Annotated in this window: 17 protein-coding genes; 12 read left to right on the top strand and 5 right to left on the bottom strand. The window is 40.3% G+C overall.

The window, feature by feature from the left end; all coding sequences use genetic code 11:
• Window positions 1-76 precede the first annotated feature (76 nt).
• The 3 genes from IQ259_RS01640 to IQ259_RS01630 all read left to right on the top strand — a co-directional run bounded on the left by IQ259_RS01640 (window position 77) and on the right by IQ259_RS01630 (window position 4,108).
• Entirely contained in the window at window positions 77-1,567 is a 1,491-nt protein-coding gene (locus IQ259_RS01640; protein WP_193879862.1) for a DNA phosphorothioation system restriction enzyme, read from the top strand.
• Between the two features lie 298 nt (window positions 1,568-1,865).
• The gene (locus IQ259_RS01635; RefSeq protein ID WP_193879858.1) at window positions 1,866-2,039 is read left to right on the top strand and encodes a hypothetical protein; all 174 of its coding nucleotides are present in this window, start codon (window positions 1,866-1,868) and stop codon (window positions 2,037-2,039) included.
• Window positions 2,036-4,108 carry an AAA family ATPase gene (locus IQ259_RS01630; protein WP_193879854.1) on the top strand — a complete coding sequence of 691 codons (2,073 nt, stop codon included), beginning with the start codon at window positions 2,036-2,038 and terminating at the stop codon, window positions 4,106-4,108. Before IQ259_RS01635 ends, IQ259_RS01630 begins: the two co-directional genes overlap by 4 nt.
• 58 nt (window positions 4,109-4,166) lie before the next feature.
• Here IQ259_RS01630 and IQ259_RS01625 read toward each other — a convergent pair whose 3' ends face one another.
• From IQ259_RS01625 to IQ259_RS01610, 4 genes are all read right to left on the bottom strand, one after another.
• Window positions 4,167-5,483, bottom strand: a complete 1,317-nt coding sequence (locus tag IQ259_RS01625) for a hypothetical protein (protein ID WP_193879849.1) — start codon at window positions 5,481-5,483, stop codon at window positions 4,167-4,169.
• A gap of 453 nt (window positions 5,484-5,936) precedes the next feature.
• On the bottom strand, window positions 5,937-6,287 hold the full coding sequence (locus IQ259_RS01620; RefSeq protein ID WP_015113818.1) for a DUF1257 domain-containing protein: 351 nt from the start codon (window positions 6,285-6,287) through the stop codon (window positions 5,937-5,939).
• A gap of 140 nt (window positions 6,288-6,427) precedes the next feature.
• Window positions 6,428-7,942: an AAA family ATPase gene (locus IQ259_RS01615; RefSeq protein ID WP_193879846.1), complete on the bottom strand. Its 1,515-nt coding sequence runs from the start codon at window positions 7,940-7,942 to the stop codon at window positions 6,428-6,430.
• A gap of 85 nt (window positions 7,943-8,027) precedes the next feature.
• A complete protein-coding gene (locus IQ259_RS01610; protein ID WP_193879843.1) occupies window positions 8,028-8,375 on the bottom strand; it encodes a hypothetical protein in 348 nt (115 codons plus the stop codon).
• Window positions 8,376-8,660: 285 nt separating this feature from the next.
• On the opposite strand from IQ259_RS01610, the gene IQ259_RS01605 reads away from it, so the two are divergent.
• The 4 genes from IQ259_RS01605 to IQ259_RS01590 all read left to right on the top strand — a co-directional run bounded on the left by IQ259_RS01605 (window position 8,661) and on the right by IQ259_RS01590 (window position 14,656).
• Complete coding sequence (locus IQ259_RS01605; RefSeq protein ID WP_339383884.1) at window positions 8,661-9,176, top strand: hypothetical protein; 516 nt, start codon at window positions 8,661-8,663, stop codon at window positions 9,174-9,176.
• Between the two features lie 121 nt (window positions 9,177-9,297).
• Window positions 9,298-10,452, top strand: coding sequence for an NAD-dependent epimerase/dehydratase family protein (locus IQ259_RS01600; RefSeq protein ID WP_193879838.1), 1,155 nt, complete (start codon window positions 9,298-9,300; stop codon window positions 10,450-10,452).
• A 360-nt stretch (window positions 10,453-10,812) separates the two neighbouring features.
• Window positions 10,813-11,949 (top strand): glycosyltransferase family 1 protein, encoded by a 1,137-nt coding sequence (locus IQ259_RS01595; RefSeq protein ID WP_193879833.1) that lies wholly within the window; start codon window positions 10,813-10,815, stop codon window positions 11,947-11,949.
• A 109-nt stretch (window positions 11,950-12,058) separates the two neighbouring features.
• Complete coding sequence (locus IQ259_RS01590) at window positions 12,059-14,656, top strand: GAF domain-containing protein (protein ID WP_193879828.1); 2,598 nt, start codon at window positions 12,059-12,061, stop codon at window positions 14,654-14,656.
• Window positions 14,657-14,807: 151 nt separating this feature from the next.
• On the opposite strand, the gene IQ259_RS01585 is transcribed toward IQ259_RS01590, so the two are convergent.
• Entirely contained in the window at window positions 14,808-15,071 is a 264-nt protein-coding gene (locus IQ259_RS01585) for a hypothetical protein (protein ID WP_193880103.1), read from the bottom strand.
• A gap of 555 nt (window positions 15,072-15,626) precedes the next feature.
• Between IQ259_RS01585 and purC the strand changes: the two genes are divergently transcribed.
• The 5 genes from purC to lpxA all read left to right on the top strand — a co-directional run bounded on the left by purC (window position 15,627) and on the right by lpxA (window position 21,653).
• Window positions 15,627-16,364, top strand: a complete 738-nt coding sequence (purC, locus tag IQ259_RS01580) for a phosphoribosylaminoimidazolesuccinocarboxamide synthase (RefSeq protein ID WP_193879825.1) — start codon at window positions 15,627-15,629, stop codon at window positions 16,362-16,364.
• Window positions 16,365-16,507: 143 nt separating this feature from the next.
• Entirely contained in the window at window positions 16,508-18,997 is a 2,490-nt protein-coding gene (locus IQ259_RS01575; RefSeq protein ID WP_193879822.1) for a BamA/TamA family outer membrane protein, read from the top strand.
• 130 nt (window positions 18,998-19,127) lie between these two features.
• Window positions 19,128-19,997 carry a UDP-3-O-acyl-N-acetylglucosamine deacetylase gene (gene lpxC, locus IQ259_RS01570; RefSeq protein WP_193879817.1) on the top strand — a complete coding sequence of 290 codons (870 nt, stop codon included), beginning with the start codon at window positions 19,128-19,130 and terminating at the stop codon, window positions 19,995-19,997.
• Between the two features lie 57 nt (window positions 19,998-20,054).
• Window positions 20,055-20,576, top strand: coding sequence for a 3-hydroxyacyl-ACP dehydratase FabZ (gene fabZ / locus IQ259_RS01565; RefSeq protein ID WP_193879814.1), 522 nt, complete (start codon window positions 20,055-20,057; stop codon window positions 20,574-20,576).
• 255 nt (window positions 20,577-20,831) lie between these two features.
• Entirely contained in the window at window positions 20,832-21,653 is an 822-nt protein-coding gene (gene lpxA / locus IQ259_RS01560; RefSeq protein ID WP_193879809.1) for an acyl-ACP--UDP-N-acetylglucosamine O-acyltransferase, read from the top strand.
• The last annotated feature ends 17 nt before the right edge of the window (window positions 21,654-21,670 follow it).

Raw genomic sequence — 21,670 nt, 5'->3', positions numbered from 1 at the left:
ATAGAAGAAGAAATTTAAATTTCAGACTTTAAACTTCAGACTTCACACTTTCTTTAAGGTTTGTTTTTGATATTTTATGTATCTGACGAAAAATCTAGTGCAGCAACAGCCCTCTTTCCGGCTAAGATTACCCTTTGTCAGGGAGAGTAGAGGAAGTTACCAGACTCAGCAACCATTACCAGGATGCCCCAAAATACCGCCATCTCTGCAATTGCGCCAGTATCAGCGACAAGCTGTAACTAACTGGTTTGCTAATAACGGCAGAGGAACGTTGAAAATGGCGACTGGTAGTGGTAAAACTATTACTGCATTGGCGATCGCTTGTGAATTGTACCAGCAAATTAACCTACAAGTGCTGTTGGTGGTGTGTCCCTATCGTCATCTTGTTACCCAATGGGCGCGAGAATGCGAAAAATTTAATTTACAACCAATATTAGCCTTTGAGAATGTCCACAATTGGCAAAGTCAACTTTCTACCCAACTTTATAATCTGCGTTCTGGTTCTCAAGGCTTTGTCACAGTCATTACTACCAACTCCACATTAATTGGTGAGGGTTTGCAATCGCAACTCAAGTATTTGCCTCCAAAAACTTTAATTATTGGTGATGAAGCCCATAATTTAGGCGCACCAAAATTAGAAGAAAGCTTACCTCGGCGTGTTGGTTTGAGGCTGGCGTTATCAGCGACACCTGAACGATATTTTGATGATTTTGGTACGCAATCTTTATTTGATTATTTTGGCCCAGTGCTGCAACCGGAGTTTACCTTAAGGGATGCGATCGCTCAAGGGGCTTTGGTTCATTATTTGTATTATCCTATTCTTGTAGAATTAACAGAAACAGAAAGCATTGCCTATTTAAAATTAACCAAAAAAATCGGGCGCTCTCTACTTTATCGAGAACGTTGTAGAGACATTAAATCTAACGTTTCTACATTAGAAGACAGCGAAGATTTAAAGTCGTTATTAATGCAACGAACTAGATTAATTGGTGCAGCAAAAAATAAACTTTATGCTTTGCGCGACTTAATGACAACTCGCCGCGAAACCACTCACACACTTTTCTATTGCAGCGATGGTTCCCTAGAAACAGGAGAACGTTCATCTCTGCGTCAACTCAAAGCCGTTGTCAAAATTCTGGGAGGGGAATTAGGCTATAAAGTCAGTACCTACACAGCCCAAACTCCTTTACAAGAAAGAGAAGTTTTACGTCAGCAATTTGAAAATGGTGAATTACAAGGTTTGGTAGCAATTCGCTGTTTAGACGAAGGAGTTGATATTCCCGCAATTCAAACAGCAGTGATTTTATCGAGTTCTGGTAATCCTCGCCAATTTATTCAGCGACGGGGACGAGTTCTGCGTCCTCATCCTAGCAAGGAAAGGGCGATTATCTACGATATGATCGTCCTACCGCCAGATTTAGATAGAGAAACAATAGAAGTTGAACGCAACCTATTAAGAAAAGAACTGCGGCGTTTCGTTGAATTTGCCGATTTAGCTGACAATGCTGGTGAAGCGAGGATGAAATTACTAGATTTACAAAAGCGATATGGATTATTAGATGTTTAATTTTGTAAAATTTTGTTTGCTATCTAAAAATAGTTGCACTCAATATGAAAAAATAGTATTAGTTAAAATTCGATATTAGTAAAATTTTTATGGCGGCAAATGCTCAATTATATTTAAGTTAGAAAATATTTCTATAGTATATCGGTAAAACCTGAATAATTAAAGTGCTTTTTGTCAAAAAAATAAAATTTATACCACATAATTCACCAAAATTAAAGATAAGAATAATAGTGACATTGCGGATGTAAAATTGGCGATCGAGACAGCTAGAATAAAGCATAACTCATTCTAAACCGAGATGTTGCCAGAGCAAAATATCGATGATGTGCAAGAGCCAATTACTAGCGCCCCAGCGGAAGTGCGGCAAATTATTGAGCGCGTATGGCATTTAGAAAAAAGCAGGCTAGATAAGAAAAGTAATAGCCCCATCAACGATGATATTTTGCTAATTGTCAAGGAAGCCATACAATGAAGCTCGCCTCAATTAAACTGTGTAACTTTCGCTCTTTTTATGGCAGAACACCAGAGATAGTTGTAGCGGGTGGTGATATTCTCAACACCACGATTATTCATGGTAATAATGGATCTGGAAAAACTAGTTTACTTAATGCTTTTACATGGGTATTATATGAGAAGTTTAGTGCTGCCTTTGCCTCAACAGAGCAGTTGGTGAATAAAAGGGCGATCGCTGAAGCCAAAACTGGGCAATCGATAGAATGTTGGGTAGAAGTTAACTGGGAGCATGAAGGTAAACGCTACAATGCCAAACGCCAGTGTCGGATTTATAAAGATAAAACCGACTTCGACTTACTCAAAACAGAATTATTAATGCAAGTTGCTGGGGATGATGGTAGATGGTATTTTCCCCTTCAGAAACCAGAAGAAATTATTGGGCAAATTTTACCAGCAAGTTTACACCAATACTTTTTCTTTGATGGTGAAAGAATTGAAGAAATAGTCCGCTCAGACAAAAAAGCTGAAATTGCCGAAGCTATCAAGATTTTCTTGGGTGTAGAAGTAATTAATCGTTCTATTAAACACCTGGGTGAAGCCAAAAAAAGTTTAGAAAATGAATTAAAAGCCATTGGGGACTCGGAAATTAAACAACTTTTAAGAGAACAAGCCAAGCTAGAACAAGAAATTGAACATATCAATTCAAGACAAACAGAAATTAAACAAGAATTAGAATATCAACAAAGCTTTAAAAAAGAAACAAGTAATCGTTTACTTGAACTTAGCGCTGCCAAAGAAATGCAAGACAGAAGACAAGAATTAGAAAACCAAAAAACATCTAATCAAGAAAATTTACGACAAGCTAGAGAAGCGCTAAAAAAAATCATTTCTGCACGCGGATATACAATTTTATTATTGGATACTACAACTCAATTTCGGAAAATTATTCATGATTTGAAAGAACGAGGTGAATTAACATCGGGAATTTCACGAGAATTTATTAACGAATTACTCAAAAGTAAACGCTGTATTTGTGGTGCAGACTTACACGATGGTAGTCATACCCATGCAAATGTAAGTATCTGGTTAGATAAAGCTGGTTCTTCACTGGTAGAAGAAACCGCAATTCGGATGAGTGTCCAAGTCAATGAAATTGAAAAGCAAGCCATAACATTTTGGGAAGAAGTAGACGGAGAACAATTAAGAATTAGTCAGTTACGCCAGAATATATCCCAAATTGAAACTGAATTAGATAGTATTCAAGAACGTTTGCGTAAAGATGCTAACGAAGAAATTAGCAGTTTACAGAAACGCCTAGATGAGATTGAAAGTAAAATTGATGAATTAAACAGAGAGCAAGGCGCAAATCAACAACGCATTTCGCACCTGAAAATCGAGATTGATGCTTTAGCAAAACAAATAGCCAAGCAGAAACTTAATGAAGAAAAGCAATTACTAGCACAAAGACGCATTAACGCTACCCAAGATGCTATTGAACGTTTAACCGAAGTCAAAAACCGTCAAGAAAAACAGTTTCGTTGGCAATTGGAAAAGCGATTGCAAGAAATATTTACAGCAATATCTTTTGCGCCATATCTCCCAAAAATTAGCGATAAATATGAACTCACATTAGTAGAAAATACAGCGTGTGTAGAATCACTGGTTGCAGCATCTACTGGTGAAAATCAAATCCTTAGTTTGTCTTTTATTGCCAGTATTATTGATAAAGTACGCGAATGGAGTGAAAAGCGCAAAGTTTTAACTGTACCAAATAGTAACACTTTTCCAATTGTTATGGATTCTCCATTTGGTAGCTTGGATGAAACTTATCGTCGCCGCATTGCCCAAACACTTCCTGAGTTAGCAAATCAGTTAATAATTTTAGTAACTAAAACTCAATGGCGTGGTGAAGTAGCACAAGAAATGGCGAATAGAATTGGTAGAGAATATGTGCTTACCTATTACTCCTCTAAGCCAGATTGTGAACAAGATTATATTGATTTAGGCGAAGAAAAATACCATTTAGTTAAGCAAAGTCCTAATGAATTTGAATATACTGAAGTAATTGTAGTTGAACGCGATTGGTAATTCTTCCATAATTAATTCATAATTCATCGTTTTTATTTTTTTTAAGTATTACCACAGTTCACAATTTATAAATGTTATCTTTCGATTGCGAAAAAACGTGATAAGAATCAATATTTGAATTTGATTTTGCGTCATAATTCTGTCTATTTTTTTGAACGTTAATCAAGTTATATTCAATGTTTTCAGCGTAGATGGCAAAAGTAATATTAAAAATTTCTAGAAAATGAATAACCCATTTGCATTCATCTTCCGATAATTTTTCGTAATACTGAATTAAATTCGCAATTCTGATTTCTAAATGACAGCGAGAATTTTGACAAATTAAAATAATTTTCAGTAGTATAATCACCAAAGTTAATGGATGACCTTGCGAAAGTAATAACAGAAATAATTGTGAAGGCTCTCGACCATTTTCTGTAGTTAGACAATCAATTAAACGATTACAACTTCTTAAAAATAGGTTTTTGTCTAAAATTTCTTCATCATACTCTGGTTTCCAATTAGATAAGTTTTCTGTTAATTGTTGATTTAAAATTTTGACTAAATCTATGTTTTTAACAGAAAAAAATAAGTATTTACGTACACTTTCTTTAAATTGTTTAAACGTTTGATTATGAGTTTGTTTGATAAATATATTGGCTAGATTTTCGTAACTAAATAAACCTTTCTTAACAATAATCATTTTAATTAAACGCAAAACATCATCGCCCAAAATACTAGGATTGACGTAGCGTGTAGTACTCGAAGCGGATGACTGAGAACGAGCAATATACATTGCTAAATCAAATTTAAAGTTGTCCTTTATTTGTTTAGAAAGTTGACTTGCAGCTTCTTGTTGCTCTTTGGGGTTATTAGCATCAAAAGATTGAGCAACTAATAAATAAGCTGCATAGCGATTAGCCCAGTGAACTTTGCTTTTGTTATCGTGTCTATGAGCAAATAATTTTAATTCTTTATAGTCTTCACTTTTAACAAAATTACCCAACCAGCGTTGATAAATATGCAGGCTGGTGTTTTTACTTGTTTGAGACTGAGAATCATAATTAGCAAATAAATTAATTAATTGTTGAATATATTCATATTTTCTTTTAGATGCCCAATTATTAACTATAATGTAGCAACAACGCTTGATGGTATTGCTAAATTCCCGTTCATTATTAGCCAGCAATAATCTCCGAATTACTGGTACAGTATTTAAACTGCCTGATTCTAGAAAATCAAGAAATAATCGTTTAAATTCTCGCAAGACATCTTCTGGAGATTTTTGATTAGCAACTTCCATGAAGAAGCTATATATTTTTTCTTGCCCAATTTGTAGATGGGTTTTGACAATATCTTGTTCTTCTAAATTCGTATATAAACTATGAGCGGTCATGGAAGTTATCAAGACCAATGAAGTGGATGGATCTATTATCAGATTAACTTTGATTACCTACAGGATCAATCATTTTTTCAAAGATAAAGTAATTTTTTGAATGAGGTTTGATAAATTTACTTAAGTCTTCTTCAAAATTAAATTAAAGAACTAAATTATTAAGGGAAATTACATAGATTTTGAACTGGGAGCGATCGCAATGCTGTATTGAGTTTTTGAACCATCAAGAGCACAATACGTATATATACATTTAAACTAATCATTGTGTAAACACAAAAAATAATTAATCGCTCGAATAATTCCCATCTCGGTCAGACCTGTAATGTCGCTAATGACTCGCTCTTACGACGAGCAAAATTGCTCCGTGAACCAGCTAGTGCAACGCAGAAAAAAGCGGGCTAACCGCTATAGTAGGGTTAGCCCGTGCAGCTTTGGGAACGCGCAGAGAAATTATTATTGCAATACCAACTTGACGTTAGCGTTTTGCAGACCGCGCTGTTTTACTTCAGCCAAAGTCTTGTTAACTGCATATTTTTGGTTGATGGAGTTGATCAACTCGGTTTGGTTGTGCTTTTTAGCAACGCCCCACAAGTCAGCGATCAGGTCGAAAGAACCATCGCTATTGCGAGACCAGCCGAGATCATATTCGCCTTCCAAAACAGCAACGATGTCAGAACGAACACGCTGACCGTTATAACCACGGACATCAGCTTCTGTCTTTACGGTAATACCTAAGTCGCGCAAGGAAGCTTTCAGGATTTCTGCGTCGGTGATTTTGGTGCGAAGAGTGCTAAAGTGAGACATTTGGGTTTCCTCCAATGAGAAGATTGAGAAAAAAACAACGGTTTATCTTCAGCAAGCCGCGCTTATAGAGAGGCGGCTTTTTCTTTTAACTGCTAGTTTTTTTAACTAGCCTTTCCCCCTGGGTTAGCAAGGGAAAGCTTTTAAAACTCCATTCGCTGGTATTCAGCAACGGAGGCTGCGGCTGGTCTTGCCCGCTGTCTAGCCCAGTCTCTTAGGGCTGTTACCTGTTCTTGCATCGTGCGAGACAGGGGCAATGTTGCCTTCAGTGCAGCAATAATATCTAGTTGGGTGAACTCACGGTCTTGGGCAAATGCTTCATACATTGCCGCTATGATCGCCTGTTCAATTTCTGCCCCAGAAAACCCATCGGACATCTTGGCTAATTGTTCCAAATCAAACCGCGAGATGTCATCACGACGGCGCTTGCTTAGGTGGATATTGAAAATATCGCGCCGTTCTTCAGGAGTAGGCAGATCCACAAAGAATATTTCATCAAACCTACCTTTCCTCAAGAATTCCCCAGGTAAGCGTTCGACTCGGTTGGCTGTCGCCATCACAAACACTGGAGATTTCTTTTCTTGCATCCATGTGAGGAAAGAACCAAAGATTCTGCTTGATGTACCGCCATCGGAATCACCGGAACCAGAACTACCAGCAAAAGATTTATCTAACTCGTCAATAAACAGAATCGCTGGAGAGATGGATTCTGCTGTTTTAAGGGCGTTACGCAGATTTGCTTCACTTCGTCCCACCATTGAGCCATCGTATACGCGTCCCATATCCAAGCGCAACAGCGGTAAACCCCAAAGTCGGGATGTAGTTTTAGCTATCAGTGATTTACCACAACCGGGGACTCCTAAAATCAGCATTCCTTTTGGTTGGGGTAAACCATACTCTCTTGCTCTTTCTGTAAAGGCATTAGAGCGTTGCTTGAGCCATTTTTTTAGCTCTTCTAAACCACCTATAGCGTCAATGGTTTCATCTTCTTCGATGTATTCTAATATACCATTACGCCGAATTAGTTGCTTTTTCTCTGACAGAACTATATCAACTTCTTCTTCTGTTAGCCGTCCCGTGGTAACTTGCGCTTTACGGTAGACTTTCTCAGATTCGTCTTTAGTTAAACCTAAAGCTGCTCTGAGAAGCTTTTCACGCGCCTCTGTTGTCAGCCGTCGCCCACGATGATGCTCTAAGTGGTGAGTTAAGACTTTATTCAACTCCGCCATATCTGGCAACTGGAAGTCTAAAACTACTACTTCCTTCTCCAGTTCTATGGGAACCTGCTGCATGGGCGACATTAAAATAATATTTTTTTGTTGCCCTTTAAAACTAGGGATGGCATCACGCAACGATCTTGTGGTTGCAGGTGCATCAATAAATGGATGTAAATCTTTAAGAATAAATATACCTGGTTCCCTCTGGCGGATTATCCAATCTATAGCCGCTTCAGGAGAAACAGTGTTGTGTTGGCTCACATTCCGGGGTTGACCATACTCCACAATGCCATGAGTTACTGTCCACACATAGACTCGGCGCTGAGGCTTTAACACTTGAGCGATTGTGGAAATTGCTTGCTCTGCCCGCTCTTCCTCGGAGGTCACAAGGTAGATTAGAGGGTATTGAGCTTGAATGAGGATGTTGAGCTCTTCTTTCATACAATCGACCTACTTGAGACCTTATACAGTAAAGAACAGACTTTGTTTGTACTTGAATTATGAATCACTTATCCATAATTCTTATCTAGCAAGGGACTAGCTCTTCCTCACCCTTGGGATGGGTTTCTACTCGCTCCATTTCATCAATGGAAAGATGATCTTGACCAATCAATCCAGGTTGATTACCTAAAGCAACTAATTCTCCGTCACGCAATGCTAGTGAACTTTCACAACTTGGGCAGGAATATAGTCTATGAGTTCTACCATAAGCAGAAGCTTCTATTTCTTCTACTAATTCTGAGTTCGCCAAGTAAAAGCACAGGGCACGTTCGGCTAGGTCTGACATTGGTTCAGAATCAATTGCTGAACGAATTTTCAGCCTTTTGTGTAGTTCTGGCGATATATAAAAAGTAACCTTTTGCTTAGCTTGCATATAACTCTTTGGCGGTCTTACCCGGGTATGTATATCACGTTATCGGCTCCTTCATCCCTTGTCAAGCTGTCAAAACGTTTTGACGGCTGTTTTGTTACATTTATTTATATACTTGGTAACACTAGTTGGTACATCAAGTTCTTTATAAAACATTTAACTTAATTGAACCAATGTTTATATGAGCAGCAGAAAAATATTTGTAAATCCTTGATAGAGTGCATATTTTAAAGACTTTGATACAATCAATCATCTTGAATAAAAAGTGTAATCAGGTCTGCTGTTACCGTGAAAACTCGTAATTTAACACACAAAAAATGTACTAAATATCAAATTACTACTGGAGCGATCGCTTTATCTCTGATGTTGTGGGGGTGTGTAGCGCCTAGCGTCAACGTTTCTGGTACGCAATGGAAAAATTATAAAAATTCCCGTTATGGCTTTGAATTTCCTTATCCCAGTAATTGGACTGTTTTAGCAGCGCCAGAAAATAACGACGGTATTGCCTTAGTCTCACCACGCAGCCAAACCGTGGAAATTAGAGCATGGGCAAGTAATCAGTTACCAGATACAGTAAATGACAAGCATAATTCTAAAAAGAATATAAATTCTAACTTTCAGACGAATCAAGGCGTATCTGGGGTTTTATTAGTAGAAGTTGGTCAGCAAATCGGTTCCATGAAACTGACCTTAACTCAAGGTAAAATCACATATTATTGGCAAGGACACAGCCCAAGCCAAGATTTTTCTAATTATTACCCGCTGTTTTATTACATTGCCCAGCAGTATCGCATTCCTCAATAAAATCAAAAGGTAAAAGGCAAAAGATTTTTACTTTTGCCTTTTTACTTTTTACTGACTTTCATGGTTAAGGGGGTACATAAACCTGATAGATTTAGCTATCAGCGAGTAAAAACAGGTGAAAATGAAAGTCCTGGTTATTGGTGGCGATGGGTATTGCGGTTGGGCAACCGCACTTTACCTCTCCAATCGAGGTTACGATGTTGGAATTTTAGATAATTTGGTGCGTCGGCACTGGGATAACGAACTTGGTATCGCAACTCTGACTCCGATCGCTCCCATTCAACAACGTATCCAGCGCTGGCAAGATTTGACCGGCAAATCTATCGACCTATTTGTTGGCGATATTACTAATTACGAATTTCTTCAGAAAGCTTTACATCAATTTGAACCAAATGCGATCGTGCATTTTGGTGAACAGCGTTCTGCACCATTCTCCATGATTGACCGTGAACATGCAGTTCTCACACAGGTCAACAACGTAGTTGGTACACTCAACTTGCTGTACGCCATGCGCGAAGATTTCCCTAATTGTCATTTAGTCAAGTTGGGGACAATGGGTGAATATGGTACACCCAACATCGATATTGAGGAAGGGTATATCACCATTGAACACAATGGGCGTAAAGATACTCTTCCTTATCCCAAGCAGCCCGGTTCAATGTATCACCTCAGTAAAGTGCATGATAGCCACAACATCCACTTTGCTTGCCGCATTTGGGGATTACGTGCTACAGACTTAAACCAAGGGATAGTTTACGGCGTTCTTACCGAAGAAACGGGAATGGACGAACTCTTAATTAACCGCCTTGATTACGATGGGATATTTGGTACAGCATTAAATCGCTTCTGTATTCAAGCAGCGATCGCTCACCCCTTAACTGTCTATGGCAAAGGTGGACAAACGCGTGGATTCCTGGATATTCGGGATACCGTGCGCTGTGTTGAAATAGCGATCGCCAATCCTGCTGAACCAGGAGAATTCCGTGTCTTCAACCAATTTACTGAATTATTCAGCGTTGGTGACTTGGCATTAATGGTGAAAAAAGCAGCTAATTCCTTGGGATTAAACGTTGAAATCAACAACCTAGATAACCCCAGAGTTGAGAAAGAAGAACATTACTTCAACGCCAAAAATACTAAACTGCTTGACCTCGGATTACAACCTCACTACCTCTCAGATTCGTTACTTGATTCACTGCTGAACTTTGCCGTCAAATATCAGCAACGAGTTGATAAAAAACAAATTCTGCCCAAAGTTTCTTGGCATCGGAAGTAAGACAAAATTAACACAAGAAAATTTTCGCTCTCAAAGAATGTGAGGATTTAGAGGAGGTAAAGAGATTGAATTAGGGGTGTAGGTTTCCGCTGTGAGACATTCGGCAAAATTTTGTCGAGTTGTACAGCCATCGAAGCCTGATGCCGAAATCTAAACACGTTCAACAATTAATTTTTTGTGTATTGGAGGCGTTGTATTGCAACGTCTCCACGAACCATTAGTTAAGAAATTATTTGATCAAAACTTCATAAAACCTAAATTGTAACCATCCAGAATTGATCGTGCTACAGAAGAAGGTTTACCCTGTTTTTGAGACCAAAATCTAAAACATCTGGGATTAACTGCTTCCAATAGTTTTTTATGAGAATAGCCTTATTCACCGAAACCTTTTTGCCTAAGGTAGATGGCATAGTTACACGCCTACGCCACACCGTTGATCATCTACAACGCAATGGAAATCAAGTCTTAGTAATTGCCCCTGAGGGTGGTATCACAGAACATAAAGGAGCGAAAGTTTACGGCGTTGATGGCTTTCCTTTACCTCTGTATCCAGAGTTGAAAATGGCACTGCCTCGCCCAGCAATTGGTTATGCTTTAGAAGAGTTCCAGCCCGATGTGATTCATATTGTGAATCCAGCAGTTTTAGGATTAGCTGGAATTTTTTATAGCAAAGTCTTGAAACTTCCCTTAGTAGCCTCTTACCATACTCATTTACCCCAATATCTCCAGCATTACGGTTTAGGAATGTTAGAAGGGCTACTGTGGGAACTGCTCAAAGGCGCTCATAATCAAGCATTATTGAATCTTTGTACCTCTACAGCCATGATAGAAGAACTATCATCGCATGGCATTGAAAGAGTCGATTTGTGGCAACGGGGAGTAGATACAGAATTATTTCACCCTGATTTAGCCAGTTTAGAAATGCGATCACGTCTTTCTCAAAATCATCCCGAAAGTCCTTTGCTGCTTTATGTTGGCCGTCTATCTGCCGAAAAAGAAATTGAGCGAATTAAACCAATTTTAGCAGCAATTCCCCAAGCACGATTAGCTTTGGTAGGAGATGGCCCCCATCGCCAAGCACTAGAAAAACATTTTGCTGGGACAAACACTAATTTTGTCGGCTATCTCATTGGAAGGGAGCTAGGTTCTGCCTTTGCTAGTGCTGATGCCTTTATTTTTCCTTCTCGTACAGAAACACTAGGCTTAGTTCTATTAGAAGCAATGGCCGCTGGTTGTCCCGTAGTTGCAGCCCGTTCTGGAGGAATTCCTGATATTGTTACAGATGGCGTGAATGGATATCTTTTTAACCCCAAAGCTGATATTCAAGATGCCATTTCTGCAACAATTCGTCTCTTGGAAAATCAACAAGAACGAGATACTATCCGTCAAAACGCCCGCAAGGAAGCAGAAAAGTGGGGATGGGCAGCTGCCACACGTCAACTACAAGATTACTATCAAAAAATAGTCTCGGCGAAACAACCGACAGCAGTCGTTTAAATTAGGGCTTTGAATTGTGGGGCGGGTTTGCTCCACAATTTTCGGGAACAGCGATTAATGATAGATACAAGCGAAATCTAAAATCTAAAATCTAAAATCTAAAATTTCCATGACTCTTCCCAATCCTGGTAGCGTCTTGGCTACATTAACCGAACTTACGCAAGTTAATCGCACCCACGCCTTACTGCGTCGTGTCAAAGACCTTTCTGTTAACGAATTTGTTTGTTTACTTGACTTTATTACCGCTGAGTTTCAACAATTTCTCAGAGCAATTGAACTGATCAATAATGAAGCTCTAGAGACAATGTTGGAGAAGGTACTAGAAGCAATCACACTCAAAATTGGCCAAATTCTTCAAGCCGAACACACAGCTATTTTTTTAGTTGACTATGATAAAGGTCAGCTTTGGTCAAAAGTTCCCCAAGACAATAGTCAAAAATTTTTAGAAATTAGGACTCCGATTACTGTTGGCATTCCGGGTCATGTTGCTAGTACAGGCCAATACTTGAATATTGCCGAAACTGCTACTCATCCCCTATTTAGTCCTGATTTAGAAAAACAAATGGGCTACAGAATTCGCAACATTTTATGTATGCCCGTTTTGAGTAGCAAAAATCAAATTGTAGCCGTAGTACAGCTAGTAAATAAAGATGGCAACATTCCGTTTAATCATGAAGATGAAGACTGTTTTCGGGATTTTGCCGCTTCTATTGGAATTATTTTAGAAACTTGTCAGTCTTTTTATGTAGCAGCTCGCAATCAACGGGGAGCAACAGCACTGTTACGAGCGACTCAAACCCTAGGGCAAAGTTTAGATTTAGAAGCAACTTTGCAAATAGTTATGGAGCAAGCTCGAATTTTAATGCAAGCAGACCGCAGTACGCTGTTTTTATATCGCAAAGAAATGGGCGAACTCTGGACAAAAGTAGCAGCCGCAGCAGATCAGACAGACTTCATGGAAATTCGGATGCCGACGAATCGTGGCATTGCTGGCTATGTGGCATCTACAGGGGAAGCATTGAATATTCCTGATGCTTATAAAGACCCCCGTTTTGACCCCAATACAGATAGAAAAACTGGGTATGCAACTCGAAATATTTTATGTTTGCCAGTGTTTAATTCTGCTAATGAATTAATAGGTGTAACCCAGTTAATTAATAAGCAAAAAGGGAGTTTTACTGCTTCTGATGAAGAGTTTATGCGGGCTTTTAATATTCAGGCAGGAATTGCTTTAGAAAATGCCCGATTGTTTGAGAATGTATTGCTAGAAAAACAGTATCAAAAAGACATTTTGCAAAGTCTTTCTGATGCTGTAATTTCTACAGATATGAACGGTCGAATTGTCACAATTAATGATGCAGCACTAGAGTTATTAGGTTGTCCCTTAGTGGAATCTAATAACAAAAATAATAAATTACTATGGGAACAAAATTTAATCGGTCGCTTTGTTTGGGAAGTAGTACCAATTGAAAATTTACAAATACGGTTAGAAGACAGTTTGACAACTGGAGCTAGACATTATGTACCAGAGCAAAGTTTGATGCTGGGGCGGTGTCCAGCACTGAGTTTAGAGGGACAATTTATAAGTGAGAATTTGGATTCAGTTAGTAATACGCAAAACTTAATTTTAGCAGTGCGCGATCGCACCAACCCCGATATTTTTATTCCTTGGAATTTACCTCTAACTCCCCAATCCCAATTCATTCCTGCTAGTCAGGTAGAACAATTAGAACGCAGTATTAATCTCACTGTCAATCCCCTAACTAACCCAGAAGGTGGAGTCAGAGGTGGTTTGGTTGTTTTGGAAGATATCAGTCAAGAAAAACGCCTGAAAACTACGATGTATCGTTACCTTACTCCCCATGTGGCAGAACAAGTTTTGGCTGTGGGTGAGGATGCTTTAATGGTGGGTGAGCGTAAGGATGTGACTATCTTATTTTCAGATATTCGTGGCTACACCACTTTGACAGAAAATCTAGGAGCAGCGGCGGTAGTATCGCTACTAAACCAGTATTTTGAAACGATGGTGGAGGCAGTTTTTAATCACGAAGGCACTTTAGATAAGTTCATTGGTGATGCCTTGATGGCCGTGTTTGGTGCGCCTTTACCACTGACAGAAAACCATGCTTGGCAAGCGATACAGTCAGCCTTGGAGATGCGCCAACGCCTTGAAGAATTTAACCAACGGCGCATTATTGAGGAACAACCGCAAATTCGCATTGGGATTGGGATTAGTTCTGGGGAAGTTGTTTCGGGTAATATTGGTTCCCAAAAACGCATGGATTACACCGTGATTGGTGATAGTGTGAATTTGAGCGCTCGCTTGGAAACTGTCACCAAAGAATATGGTTGTGATATTATTTTGAGCGAATTTACCTACCAGCTGTGCTGCGATCGCATTTGGGTGCGTCAGTTAGATAAAATTCGGGTCAAGGGTAAACACCAAGCTGTAAATATCTATGAGTTAATTGGCGATTGCCATACTCCCCTTGATGCTGATACCCAAGAGTTTTTATTTTACTACCATGCTGGTAGAGTTGCTTATTTATCTCGTAATTTTACTCAAGCGATCGCTTGTTTTACTGCTGCTAAATATATTCGACCCAAAGACAAAGCTGTTGAGGTTCATCTAGAACGCTCTCATAATTACCAGCAAACACCACCTCCAGATTCCTGGGATGGTGTTTGGGCAATTGTTAGCAAATAAAAACGTAATTTTTTGTGTTTTGTGTATAAAAAACATTGTTTATTTACTTGAATCCTGGAGATCGTTCGTGGAAGGGAGTAGCGAAAATATCAAGTAATCAGTAAAAATTAATTTTTAGCTTTATACTATTTATTTCTCCCAGTGTTTTCCCTTATTCCTCAGCTTCTCCACCTTCATTTTTAAAAGGATCTTCGCCAATTTGCAGTTGTTTTTTACTGTGTTTTAATTGTTTCCACAAAGCTTTAATTTGTTCATAAGCATCTTCTGGGGGAATTTTTCCACCTGTTTCTAAGCTACAAACATAACTAACTTTCTGAGCAAATTCTTGGAGATTTGCATTAAATACTAAGTTTTCTGGCTTGACTTGACCGTAATAGCGGCCATGAGGGTAAAGAAAATCATCTTTATTCACTATGTGATGCTCCACTTATTGAACTCCGTTATTGTCTTAATATCTGAAGTTTAGTCATCAGCTATGCACATATCCTACTTATAAATACAAAAGAGCTTCATCGGCATCTATCCTAAAATAGGAGTTGTGTAGCAAGTGCTAATAGTCTACCCTTCTGCCAACTGCTAATTTACATTGTCCTTGATTATTAATGGGGCGTGATCGCGTCTTTATTATAAAAGCTGAGAGTAAATATTAGGACATCACATCAAGAAAAAAACCAGTAATTTCTACAAGCTAAAAACCCAGGGAAAATATCATTTAAAACAAAACATAAGAACAAAAAAGTCTCCTAGTCAATAATATTGATTAATGAAGTTGGTAAGATAATTTACAGGTAAATACCCAACAAGAGCCAAATAAAGTGACTGTAAAAACCCCTAAATATTTTTAATGAGTAGTTTTTAGGCTTTTCATCGCTCACTCACTAGTAATTGACTAATCTTTGTTAACTAAAGATAAAATGGTGAAGCCCGAAAGGACACAAGCTGACCATTGCTGAAAACTCTACCTCCTACCATGTCTGTTCATTCCAAGCTATACGAAGGCAAAGCAAAGATACTCTATACAACAGACAATCCAGAAGTCTTGTTGGCTGACTTTAAAGATGATGCCACCGCTTTTAACGCCCAAAAGCGTGGCAGTATCCTCGGCAAGGGAAAAATTAACTGTAGTATTTCTAGCCAGTTATTTAAAAAATTGGAAGCAAACGGTATAAGAACCCACTTTATTGACAGCCCAGCCCCAAATCAAATGCGGGTGAAGGCAGTCAAGATTGTGCCACTAGAAGTAGTTGTCAGGAATATTGCGGCTGGTAGTCTAAGCCAGCAGACAGGTTTACCAGTAGGTACAGTTTTAAAACAGCCTTTGGTTGAGTTTTATTACAAAAATGATCAATTAGGAGACCCACTGTTGACGCGCGATCGCCTACTCTTGATGGAACTCGCCACAGCGGAACAAGTAGACACAATTACGAATCTTGCATTGCAAGTCAACGATTTTCTGATTAGCTTTTGGCGGCAATGTGGCATAACACTAGTAGACTTCAAACTAGAATTTGGTTTGGACTCACAACAGCAGATACTATTGGCAGATGAGATTAGCCCAGACACCTGTCGTTTGTGGGATACAGCAGAAGCCGATCCTAATCGCCGGGTAATGGATAAAGACCGCTTCCGCCGAGACTTAGGAAATGTAGAAGATGCTTACCAGGAGGTTTTACAACGAGTGCTACAAGCAGTAGAAACTAAAAATTAAACTTGCTGGTGGAATTTTCTTTTGTCATTGGTAATTTGTATTGACAAAAAACACTTACTAATGATTCATAACTATTGACTATTGACCAATGATTATTGACTAGTGTGTGATGGTGTGCGGAAGTCAAGAGGAATATAAATAAAATGCGTTTATCTCCTATATTATTAGCAGTTGTAGCAATTGCAGCGCCATTAAGCGGCTCTCTCAATGCGAATGCCCAGACTACTAAAGGTTTACAACAGACATCTGAAGTTTTAGAGTCCGCGACAAGTCAGCCACAAAAAAAGGATGTAGACCAAGGTTTGGTCAGTGAAGGTTTAAAATCTGAGATCAACGCCACAGAGGTGAAGGTACTCGAAGATATTCAACCCCAATCTGTGGCAATTTCTCCAAAGCAGTCAGCCGCAGCACTGAGATCAGAGGTGATAATACCCACCTTAACAACACCAACAATTGTCCAAACTCCAGAGACAATCCCAAATCCTGATAGTCCACCGCCAGCCCCATTTCCTACCACTCCTGAACCAGAAAATACCAACCCACCGACAACAGAACCCGCATTTCCCGCATCTCCTGGTAACACTCAACCAGAGAATACCAACCCACCGACAACAGAACCCGCATTTCCCGCATCTCCTGGTAACACTCAACCAGAGAATACCAACCCACCAACAACAGAACCCGCATTTCCTGCATCTCCTGGTAACACTCAACCAGAGAATACCAACCCACCGACAACAGAACCCGCATTTCCCTCATCTCCTGGTAACACTCAACCTAACGACACCTCCGAAACAACAGAACCTAGAGTGTTGGTATCAGAAGTAGTTGTGATACCCCAGACAGGACAATTAACACCAGAACTAGAAGAGAAAGTTTACCAAGTCATTCGTACTCAACCAGGACGGACAACTACTCGCACTCAGTTGCAAGAAGATATTAATTCTATCTTTGGTACTGGTTTCTTTTCTAACGTCCAAGCAACACCCGAAGATACCCCTTTGGGTGTGCGGGTAAGCTTTATTGTGCAGCCCAACCCCGTCCTAACAAAAGTGGAAGTCCAGGCTAATCCTGGAACCGGTGTCGCTTCTGTCCTCCCGACTAGCACTGCGGATGAAGTTTTTAAGGATCAGTATGGCAAAATTCTGAACTTGCGTGACTTGCAAGAAGGTATCAAGACCTTAACCAAACGCTATCAAGACCAAGGTTATGTGTTAGCCAACGTGATTGGTGCGCCACAAGTTTCCGAAAATGGAGTTGTGACTTTACAAATAGCAGAAGGTGTGGTAGAAAATATCAAAGTCCGATTCCGTAACAAAGAAGGTCTGGAAACTGACGACCAAGGCAGACCAATTCGGGGACGAACACAAGAGTATATTATTACGCGTGAATTGGAATTAAAACCAGGACAAATATTCAACCGTAATATAGTCCAAAAAGACTTACAACGGGTATTCGGATTGGGATTATTTGAAGATGTGAACGTCTCCCTAGATCCTGGTACTGACCCTAGCAAAGTGGATGTTGTAGTCAACGTAGCAGAACGTAGTAGCGGTTCGATCGCAGCTGGGGCTGGGATTAGTTCTGCCAGTGGATTATTTGGTACGGTGAGTTATCAACAACAAAACCTCAACGGTAGAAATCAAAAATTAGGTGCAGAAGTCCAGTTAGGAACACGGGAATTACTGTTTGACTTGCGGTATACCGATCCTTGGATTGCCGGAGATCCCTATCGTACTTCCTACACAGCTAATATTTTCCGCCGTAGTTCCATTTCATTGATTTATGAAGGAACAGATAACAACGTAGAAACTTTTACAGAAGGAGACACAGAAGGCGATCGCCCCCGTGTTCTCCGTTTAGGTGGTGGTGTAACCTTTACCCGTCCTTTATCTGCTAATCCCTACGAAAGAGCAGAATGGACAGCTTCGGCTGGTTTGCAATATCAACGAGTTTCTAGCCGCGATTTTGATGGCGATCTCAGAAGATTTGGTACAGTTTTCACAGATGGAGTACCGGGAGAATTGATTCCCTTAAGCTTCTCCGATACAGGTGAAGACGACTTATTGTTATTACAACTGGGGACACAGCGCGATCTTCGTAACAATCCCCTACAACCCACCAACGGTTCTTTCCTCCGCTTTGGGGTTGATCAGTCAGTGCCAGTAGGGCTAGGTAATATTTTACTAACCAGATTACGGGGGAGCTATAGCCAATACATCCCCGTCAAATTCCTTAACTTTTCTAAAGGGCCGCAAACTCTAGCCTTTAACCTCCAAGGAGGAACCATCCTGGGCGACTTACCCCCTTATGAAGCGTTTACGCTGGGTGGTAGTAACTCCGTTCGGGGCTACGAAGAAGGCACCTTGGCCAGTGGGCGTACTTACGTGCAAGCATCGGTTGAGTATCGCTTCCCTGTCTTCTCCATCGTCAGTGGTGCAGTCTTCCTTGATTTTGGTAGCGATTTAGGAAGCAGCACTAGGGCTGCTGAAGTCCTCAACAAAAATGGGACTGGCTATGGTTATGGTCTTGGTGTGCGTGTTCAATCGCCATTAGGGCCAATTCGTATCGACTACGGCATTAATGACGACGGTGACAGCCGCATCAATTTCGGCATTGGCGAAAGGTTTTAAAAAGTCTGAAGCTTGAAGCCTGAAGTCTGAAAAAGCTAATTTCATACTTCACACTTTACACTTCATGCTTTCTCTTGACTCTTGACCCTTGACCCTTGACTATTTATTAAGGTGTATTAAATTTTCGCCCATGCAACAGCACACCATAGCAGGGGAAATCTACCAAACCGGAGTAGGGCTGCATAGCGGTATAACTACCAACGTGCGGATATTACCAGCCCAAGTAGACAGCGGGCGTTATTTTGTGCGGGTAGATTTACCAGATTTGCCAATCATTCCCGCACAAATTGCGGCGGTAAATCAGACTGTTCTCTCAACGCAGTTGGGTAAAGACGAAGCATCTGTCCGCACAGTAGAGCATTTATTGGCGACATTGGCAGGTATGGGTGTGAATAACGCCCGCATCGAAATTGATGGCACTGAAGTACCTCTGTTGGATGGTTCAGCACAGATTTGGGCTACCAGCATTGCTCAAGTCGGCTTAAAAGCACAACCAGTACATAACAACCAAGGAAACTTGGTAGTAAAAGAACCAATCTGGGTTTATCAAGACGATGCTTTTGTCTGTGCCTTACCAGCAGCAGAAACCCGCTTTAGTTATGGAATTGACTTTGATTTGCCTGCAATTGGTAATCAATGGTACAGCTGGTTATTGACTACTGATGTCGAGGATGCTGCTGCCAGCTTTGCTGCGGAAATTGCACCTGCCCGTACTTTTGGTTTGTTACATCAAATAGAATACCTACAACAGGCAGGATTAATTAAAGGTGGCAGCTTGGATAATGCCCTCGTTTGTGGGTCTGAAGGATGGATAAATCCACCATTAAGATTTTCAAATGAGCCAGTTCGTCATAAGATGTTGGATTTAGTAGGGGATTTGAGTTTATTGGGTATTTTCCCGCAAGCTCATTTCTTAGCATATAAAGCCAGTCATAATTTACATATTCAACTTGCTGAAAAGATTTTAGCTGCACAGCCAAATCCCAATGACAAAATCTGAGGGGATTTCAGTGCCATCCCACTTAAATTTCTCAAGTCAAAGTCAAACACATCGCCAATGTCAATTCTTGCAGAAGTAAATAGTAGTAATGCGATCGCATCCTCATCTACTCCCACACAAACTCCAACTGCATCTGAGATGAAAAAAACTTTCACCTCCGAAGAGATTCAGCAGTTATTACCCCACCGCTATCCATTTTTACTGGTAGACAAAATTATTGACTACGTACCAGGAAAACTGGCCGTAGGCGTTAAAAATGTTACTATTAATGAACCTCAATTTCAAGGACATTTCCCCGGTAGACCACTGATGCCAGGCGTGCTAATTGTTGAAGCAATGGCACAAGTTGGCGGAATTGTTTTAACACAACTGCCAGAATACGACGCAGGTGGACTGTTCGTGTTTGCTGGTATTGATAAAGCCCGCTTCCGTCGTCCAGTCGTCCCTGGGGATCAGCTAATTATGACAGTGGAACTGTTATGTATAAAACAACGTCGGTTTGGGAAGATGCAAGCTAAGGCCGAAATTGACGGACAGCTCGCTGCTGAAGGCGAATTGATGTTCTCTTTAGTTAGTTAACAACTTGCTTTAGGTCTCAGTACAGCCGTGATGTACCCCGACTCAATCCTGAAAAAGGATAGCAGGTAAACAACTACCGACAATAACAATAGTATTTTAAAATTTCTTGATTTTCGCTGCCCTCTCTGACGAGACGCTATGCGAACACACTCAACTTGCTTTGCACCACACTTTCGGCTGCTGAAGTTCTAACAATTCAGCAACGCCAGTTGCCTCAAAGCGCTGGCTTCTTAAGACAGTTCTGGAGATTCAACCTTGAAGACTCTTATTCATCCAACGGCTGTAGTTCATTCTAAAGCGGAACTCCACCCTACAGTGCAAGTCGGTGCTTATGCTGTGATTGGAGCGCATGTCAAAGTCGGCCCGGAAACAATTATTGGTGCTCATGTAGTGCTAGAAGGGCCTTGTGAAATTGGGGAGCGAAATCAGATTTTTCCCGGTGCAGCTATCGGCATGGAACCCCAGGATCTCAAATTCGTGGGAGAACCTACCTGGGTAAGAATCGGTGACAACAATCTGATTCGGGAGTATGTCACCATTAACCGCGCCACTGGCGAGGGAGAAGCCACAATCATCGGCAGTAACAACTTGCTGATGGCTTATGTCCATGTGGCACATAACTGCATAATTGAAGACCATGTAGTAATTCCCAATTCAGTAGCACTAGCAGGCCATGTCCACATCGAGTCTCGTGCTAGACTAGGTGGAGTTTTGGGCGTTCATCAATTTGTCCATATTGGTAGACACTCAATGGTCGGTGGAATGTCACGCATTGACCGGGATGTGCCGCCATATATGCTAGTTGAAGGTAATCCTGTACGCGTCAGAACCCTCAACTTGGTTGGACTGAAACGCTCTGGTATGACAGCCAGTGATTTGCAAATACTCAAAAAAGCCTTCCGCATTCTTTATCGTTCTAATTTGACCTTTAAGGAGGCGTTAGAACAATTGGAACAACTAGGAGACACAGAACAACTACAGTACTTGCGCCGCTTTATTCTTTTGTCTCAAATGCCAGGAAGACGCGGCTTGATTCCTGGTAAAGGTAGAGTTTCTGGCACAAGTGATGAGTCTTAGGTTATGTGGGAGAAATT

Origin of the sequence: Fortiea sp. LEGE XX443 (genome assembly GCF_015206815.1) — a bacterium.
Classification (GTDB): domain Bacteria; phylum Cyanobacteriota; class Cyanobacteriia; order Cyanobacteriales; family Nostocaceae; genus Nostoc_B.
Note: the sequence above shows the minus strand (reverse complement) of the source record. Positions and strands in the feature narration are given on the sequence as shown.

What these genes read in the sequence shown, in the direction of transcription:
- IQ259_RS01625 (WP_193879849.1), bottom strand. Translation starts at nt 5,483, where the DNA reads ATGACCGCTCATAGTTTATATACGAATTTAGAAGAACAAGATATTGTC.
- IQ259_RS01630 (WP_193879854.1), top strand. Translation starts at nt 2,036, where the DNA reads ATGAAGCTCGCCTCAATTAAACTGTGTAACTTTCGCTCTTTTTATGGC.
- IQ259_RS01575 (WP_193879822.1), top strand. Translation starts at nt 16,508, where the DNA reads ATGCGTTTATCTCCTATATTATTAGCAGTTGTAGCAATTGCAGCGCCA.
- IQ259_RS01600 (WP_193879838.1), top strand. Translation starts at nt 9,298, where the DNA reads ATGAAAGTCCTGGTTATTGGTGGCGATGGGTATTGCGGTTGGGCAACC.
- fabZ (WP_193879814.1), top strand. Translation starts at nt 20,055, where the DNA reads ATGTCAATTCTTGCAGAAGTAAATAGTAGTAATGCGATCGCATCCTCA.
- lpxC (WP_193879817.1), top strand. Translation starts at nt 19,128, where the DNA reads ATGCAACAGCACACCATAGCAGGGGAAATCTACCAAACCGGAGTAGGG.
- IQ259_RS01595 (WP_193879833.1), top strand. Translation starts at nt 10,813, where the DNA reads ATGAGAATAGCCTTATTCACCGAAACCTTTTTGCCTAAGGTAGATGGC.
- IQ259_RS01640 (WP_193879862.1), top strand. Translation starts at nt 77, where the DNA reads ATGTATCTGACGAAAAATCTAGTGCAGCAACAGCCCTCTTTCCGGCTA.
- IQ259_RS01615 (WP_193879846.1), bottom strand. Translation starts at nt 7,942, where the DNA reads ATGAAAGAAGAGCTCAACATCCTCATTCAAGCTCAATACCCTCTAATC.
- IQ259_RS01610 (WP_193879843.1), bottom strand. Translation starts at nt 8,375, where the DNA reads ATGCAAGCTAAGCAAAAGGTTACTTTTTATATATCGCCAGAACTACAC.
- IQ259_RS01620 (WP_015113818.1), bottom strand. Translation starts at nt 6,287, where the DNA reads ATGTCTCACTTTAGCACTCTTCGCACCAAAATCACCGACGCAGAAATC.
- IQ259_RS01590 (WP_193879828.1), top strand. Translation starts at nt 12,059, where the DNA reads ATGACTCTTCCCAATCCTGGTAGCGTCTTGGCTACATTAACCGAACTT.
- purC (WP_193879825.1), top strand. Translation starts at nt 15,627, where the DNA reads ATGTCTGTTCATTCCAAGCTATACGAAGGCAAAGCAAAGATACTCTAT.
- IQ259_RS01635 (WP_193879858.1), top strand. Translation starts at nt 1,866, where the DNA reads ATGTTGCCAGAGCAAAATATCGATGATGTGCAAGAGCCAATTACTAGC.